This is a genomic window from Phaeobacter sp. JH204B, assembly GCF_048055755.1.
Classification (GTDB): Bacteria; Pseudomonadota; Alphaproteobacteria; order Rhodobacterales; family Rhodobacteraceae; genus Phaeobacter; species Phaeobacter bryozoorum.
On the sequence record NZ_JAYMXF010000014.1, the window covers coordinates 1 to 6,063 of the forward strand.

Below are 6,063 nucleotides of genomic sequence, written 5' to 3' on the forward strand. Positions count from 1 at the left end.
CTTCACCGGCGGCGCTGAGGCGCTGCTGAGACACACCGGACGGTGCGGCGGGGACGCTGGATTGGATGGGAAACGCGGCGGAGAGACGCTGGGACGGGCCGGAGAGACGGTTGGACGCATCGGAAAGACGGTGGCATTTATGAGGGTTTGATCGGCGGGCGCGTCAGGAATTTGGCGCATCTGTTGGTTATTGTCTCTGGATGTATGCTCTTTGACATTGATGATATCTGAAGAGATATGTGGGCGGTTTGGTTCATTCGATGGATCAACGTCTGTATATCAACGCTAGTAGGGCTTTTGTCCGATGATCTAGTGTCAGCTTCACTGTCTTGTTCGGCTTCGGTTTCTTTTGAAACCAAGCACAACAGACAGAGAAACATGATTGCAATTCCGGGTTCCTAGCCGGGTCTGGATCACGCCTAATCGCGCTCAAGTAGCCGAATAGGCGGTAGTGCAATCAAGATGTGCAGAGGTTCGAACGTCAAGGATAAGCATGTAAGTGCTTTTCAACTTGAGAGTTTGATCCTGGCTCAGAACGAACGCTGGCGGCAGGCCTAACACATGCAAGTCGAGCGCGCCCTTCGGGGTGAGCGGCGGACGGGTTAGTAACGCGTGGGAACGTGCCCTTCTCTAAGGAATAGCCACTGGAAACGGTGAGTAATACCTTATACGCCCTTCGGGGGAAAGATTTATCGGAGAAGGATCGGCCCGCGTTAGATTAGATAGTTGGTGGGGTAACGGCCTACCAAGTCTACGATCTATAGCTGGTTTTAGAGGATGATCAGCAACACTGGGACTGAGACACGGCCCAGACTCCTACGGGAGGCAGCAGTGGGGAATCTTGGACAATGGGCGCAAGCCTGATCCAGCCATGCCGCGTGAGTGATGAAGGCCTTAGGGTCGTAAAGCTCTTTCGCCAGAGATGATAATGACAGTATCTGGTAAAGAAACCCCGGCTAACTCCGTGCCAGCAGCCGCGGTAATACGGAGGGGGTTAGCGTTGTTCGGAATTACTGGGCGTAAAGCGCACGTAGGCGGATCAGAAAGTTGGGGGTGAAATCCCAGGGCTCAACCCTGGAACTGCCTCCAAAACTCCTGGTCTTGAGTTCGAGAGAGGTGAGTGGAATTCCGAGTGTAGAGGTGAAATTCGTAGATATTCGGAGGAACACCAGTGGCGAAGGCGGCTCACTGGCTCGATACTGACGCTGAGGTGCGAAAGTGTGGGGAGCAAACAGGATTAGATACCCTGGTAGTCCACACCGTAAACGATGAATGCCAGTCGTCAGCAAGCATGCTTGTTGGTGACACACCTAACGGATTAAGCATTCCGCCTGGGGAGTACGGTCGCAAGATTAAAACTCAAAGGAATTGACGGGGGCCCGCACAAGCGGTGGAGCATGTGGTTTAATTCGAAGCAACGCGCAGAACCTTACCAACCCTTGACATCCTCGGACCGCCAGAGAGATCTGGTTTCCACTTCGGTGGCCGAGTGACAGGTGCTGCATGGCTGTCGTCAGCTCGTGTCGTGAGATGTTCGGTTAAGTCCGGCAACGAGCGCAACCCACATCCTTAGTTGCCAGCAGTTCGGCTGGGCACTCTAGGGAAACTGCCCGTGATAAGCGGGAGGAAGGTGTGGATGACGTCAAGTCCTCATGGCCCTTACGGGTTGGGCTACACACGTGCTACAATGGCAGTGACAATGGGTTAATCCCAAAAAACTGTCTCAGTTCGGATTGGGGTCTGCAACTCGACCCCATGAAGTCGGAATCGCTAGTAATCGCGTAACAGCATGACGCGGTGAATACGTTCCCGGGCCTTGTACACACCGCCCGTCACACCATGGGAGTTGGGTTTACCCGAAGGCCGTGCGCCAACCAGCAATGGGGGCAGCGGACCACGGTGAGCTCAGCGACTGGGGTGAAGTCGTAACAAGGTAGCCGTAGGGGAACCTGCGGCTGGATCACCTCCTTTCTAAGGATGTATCTAGCTAGATCAGAGCTTGCTCTGTCTCGTGATACACTTAGCATAAGATCAGTAATCAAAACTGATCGCATCGTTTAGGTCCTCAAGTAGCGCTCCGCGCGGTAGGACACTAAACAGGACCAGGCCGTCCTCATATCTCTTCAGAACTGTCATGATCTTGCCCTGGGGCGAGATCTAGCAAGGGGCCTTAGCTCAGCTGGGAGAGCGCCTGATTTGCATTCAGGAGGTCAGGAGTTCGATCCTCCTAGGCTCCACCACTCATGCGAACGGCCCACATAGAATGGGTCGGTAGCTCAGGTGGTTAGAGCGCACGCCTGATAAGCGTGAGGTCGGAGGTTCAAGTCCTCCTCGACCCACCATTCTGTAAGAGACGATTTGATCGTTAAGCATCCTGAGATGTTTAACCGTCCAATCGGACCGGATCGATGTTCCTTCGGGAAGGTTGATCACATTGACATCGTTTAGAGAGATACAATCAACAACACTGTTGGTCACCCGCGTGAGGGATCGACCTCAGTTTGGTGCTGACGGCCACTTATGTGGTCTGATGCGAGCCTTTGCATCCGCCCTTTTCCTCGGGCGCGCGAGGGTCTGCCGGATTGAAACCACAGTGTTGTCCAAGTCAAGTACACTAACCCGGTTCATATTCCGCAAGGTTTATGAACCAATGTTCACTTCTATGAAGTGAGCGGGAAAGTATGCTTTTGGTTCAGAATAAGGCCACAGTTTCTTACCAGCTTCTGTGGCGTGACAGTTCACTGTCTTTTTCTGGACCAGATCAAGCGCGAGAAGGGCGTTTGGTGGATGCCTTGGCAGTAAGAGGCGATGAAGGACGTGATACTCTGCGATAAGTCATGGGGAGCTGAGAATAGGCTTTGATCCATGAATTTCCGAATGGGGGAACCCACCTGACAGTTTGTTATTGTGACCCTGCAGTCTGCTATGAGAGGCCTGTCCTCAAGTAGCAAAGCGGTAGGACATCAATAATGAGCTTAATCAGGTACTTAAGACCTGAATACATAGGGTTTTAAGAGCAAACCCGGGGAACTGAAACATCTAAGTACCCGGAGGAAAGGACATCAATATGATACTCCCCTAGTAGCGGCGAGCGAACGGGGACCAGCCGAGCCTTGAGTGTGAATAGAATGTGTTGGGAAGCACAGCCATAGTGGGTGATAGCCCCGTATATGAAGCATGATAGGACGTATTAAGTAGGGCGGGACACGTGAAATCCTGTCTGAAGATCGGAGGACCACCTTCGAAGGCTAAGTACTCCTTACTGACCGATAGCGAACCAGTACCGTGAGGGAAAGGTGAAAAGCACCCCGACGAGGGGAGTGAAACAGTACCTGAAACCGAACGCCTACAATCAGTTGGAGGCCCCTTGAGGGCTGACAGCGTACCTTTTGTATAATGGGTCATCGACTTGGTCTCACGAGCAAGCTTAAGCCGTTAGGTGTAGGCGCAGCGAAAGCGAGTCTTAATAGGGCGCATGAGTTCGTGGGATCAGACCCGAAACCGAGTGATCTAGGCATGGCCAGGTTGAAGGTGCAGTAACATGCACTGGAGGACCGAACCCACATCCGTTGAAAAGGATCGGGATGAGCTGTGCCTAGGGGTGAAAGGCCAATCAAACTCGGAGATAGCTGGTTCTCTGCGAAATCTATTTAGGTAGAGCGTCATCCGAATACCCCGGGGGGTAGAGCACTGGATGGGTAATGGGGCCCCACAGGCTTACTGATCCTAACCAAACTCCGAATACCCGGGAGTACTAGATGGCAGACACACTGCGGATGCTAACGTCCGTAGTGGAGAGGGAAACAACCCTGACCTACAGCTAAGGCCCCTAATTCATGGCTAAGTGGGAAAGCAGGTGGGATGTCCAAAACAACCAGGAGGTTGGCTTAGAAGCAGCCATCCTTTAAAGATAGCGTAACAGCTCACTGGTCTAATTAAGACGTCCTGCGGCGAAGATGTAACGGGGCTCAAGCCATGAGCCGAAGCTTAGGATGCACATAGTGCATGGTAGCAGAGCGTAGTGTGACATAGTTCCATGCGTCTTTAACCTTCCTCTGGAAGGTCTTGGACGCACGGAGCTTTCGATGAAGCGGGCGCGTGAGCGATCCCGTGGAGAGATCACTAGCGAGAATGATGACATGAGTAGCGACAAAGAGTGTGAGAGACACTCTCGCCGAAAGTCCAAGGGTTCCTGCTTAAAGCTAATCTGAGCAGGGTAAGCCGGCCCCTAAGGCGAGGCCGAAAGGCGTAGCCGATGGGAACTAGGTTAATATTCCTAGGCCAGGAGGATGTGACGGATTGTGAAGGTAGTTCATCCTTATCGGATTGAATGGGCTGCTGATCAGTCCCTGGAAATAGCCCTCCATGAGACCGTACCCTAAACCGACACAGGTGGACTGGTAGAGAATACCAAGGCGCTTGAGAGAACGATGTTGAAGGAACTCGGCAAAATACCTCCGTAAGTTCGCGAGAAGGAGGCCCGGTTCCAAGGCAACTTGGAGCTGGGGGCACAAACCAGGGGGTGGCGACTGTTTATTAAAAACACAGGGCTCTGCGAAGTCGCAAGACGACGTATAGGGTCTGACGCCTGCCCGGTGCCTGAAGGTTAAAAGGAGGGGTGAGAGCTCCGAATTGAAGCCCAGGTAAACGGCGGCCGTAACTATAACGGTCCTAAGGTAGCGAAATTCCTTGTCGGGTAAGTTCCGACCTGCACGAATGGCGTAACGACTTCCCCGCTGTCTCCAACATCGACTCAGCGAAATTGAATTGCCTGTCAAGATGCAGGCTTCCCGCGGTTAGACGGAAAGACCCCGTGCACCTTTACTACAGCTTCGCACTGGTATCAGGATTGTGATGTGCAGGATAGGTGGTAGGCATCGAAACCGGAACGCTAGTTCCGGTGGAGCCTCCCTTGAGATACCACCCTTCGCACTCTTGATATCTAACCGCGGTCCGTTATCCGGATCCGGGACCCTGCGTGGCGGGTAGTTTGACTGGGGCGGTCGCCTCCTAAAGCGTAACGGAGGCGCGCGAAGGTTGGCTCAGAGCGGTCGGAAATCGCTCGTTGAGTGCAATGGCAGAAGCCAGCCTGACTGCGAGACTGACAAGTCGAGCAGAGACGAAAGTCGGCCATAGTGATCCGGTGGTCCCAAGTGGGAGGGCCATCGCTCAACGGATAAAAGGTACGCCGGGGATAACAGGCTGATACTGCCCAAGAGTCCATATCGACGGCAGTGTTTGGCACCTCGATGTCGGCTCATCTCATCCTGGGGCTGGAGCAGGTCCCAAGGGTACGGCTGTTCGCCGTTTAAAGAGGTACGTGAGCTGGGTTTAGAACGTCGTGAGACAGTTCGGTCCCTATCTGCCGTGGGTGTAGGATACTTGAGAGGAGTTGCCCCTAGTACGAGAGGACCGGGGTGAACGATCCACTGGTGGACCTGTTGTTGCGCCAGCAGCAGTGCAGGGTAGCTATGATCGGACAGGATAACCGCTGAAGGCATCTAAGCGGGAAGCCCCCCTCAAAACAAGGTATCCCTGAGGGCCGAGGTAGACCACCTCGTCAATAGGCCGGAGATGTAAGTGCAGCAATGCATTCAGTTGACCGGTACTAATCGCCCGATAGGCTTGATCTGTTCCAGTAACAGGCAGTGACACAATGAACCAAAAGCAAAACAAACTTGGACTTCATCGCGATTGTATCTCGACGATCTCTCACAAAGATCGTCAATATGGATTTTCCTCGGTTTGGTGGTCATAGCGCAAGTGAAACACCCGGTCCCATCCCGAACCCGGAAGTTAAGCACTGTTGCGCCGATGGTACTGCGTCTTAAGGCGTGGGAGAGTAGGTCACCGCCAAACCTAGTAAAATCCATAAAGTCTAAACGATAACAATAAAAATACCTTCAGATACACCCCTCTGAAGGGATAAATGCTCAATCACAACATCAGTGATAAAGCAATTAATGGCTCAACTAGCGCAACGCGCCAGAGCCTAAATAAAAATGTCGCGGGATGGAGCAGCCCGGTAGCTCGTCAGGCTCATAACCTGAAGGTCGTAGGTTC

At 53.0% G+C, this 6,063-nt stretch carries 2 tRNA genes and 3 rRNA genes; all 5 read left to right on the top strand.

The features are described from left to right. The first annotated feature begins 507 nt into the window (after window positions 1–507). The 5 genes from VXL81_RS08500 (at window position 508) to rrf (ending at window position 5,859) form a co-directional block, all read left to right on the top strand. Window positions 508–1,971: ribosomal RNA gene (locus VXL81_RS08500) — 16S ribosomal RNA — on the top strand. A 193-nt stretch (window positions 1,972–2,164) separates the two neighbouring features. Further along, window positions 2,165–2,240 (top strand) — tRNA-Ala (locus VXL81_RS08505). A gap of 25 nt (window positions 2,241–2,265) precedes the next feature. After that, window positions 2,266–2,342 (top strand) — tRNA-Ile (locus VXL81_RS08510). A gap of 417 nt (window positions 2,343–2,759) precedes the next feature. Then, window positions 2,760–5,633 (top strand): 23S ribosomal RNA (locus tag VXL81_RS08515). Between the two features lie 111 nt (window positions 5,634–5,744). After that, window positions 5,745–5,859: ribosomal RNA gene (gene rrf / locus VXL81_RS08520) — 5S ribosomal RNA — on the top strand. The 16S, 23S and 5S rRNA genes sit together here with 2 tRNA genes alongside, the layout of an rRNA operon. Window positions 5,860–6,063 lie beyond the last annotated feature (204 nt).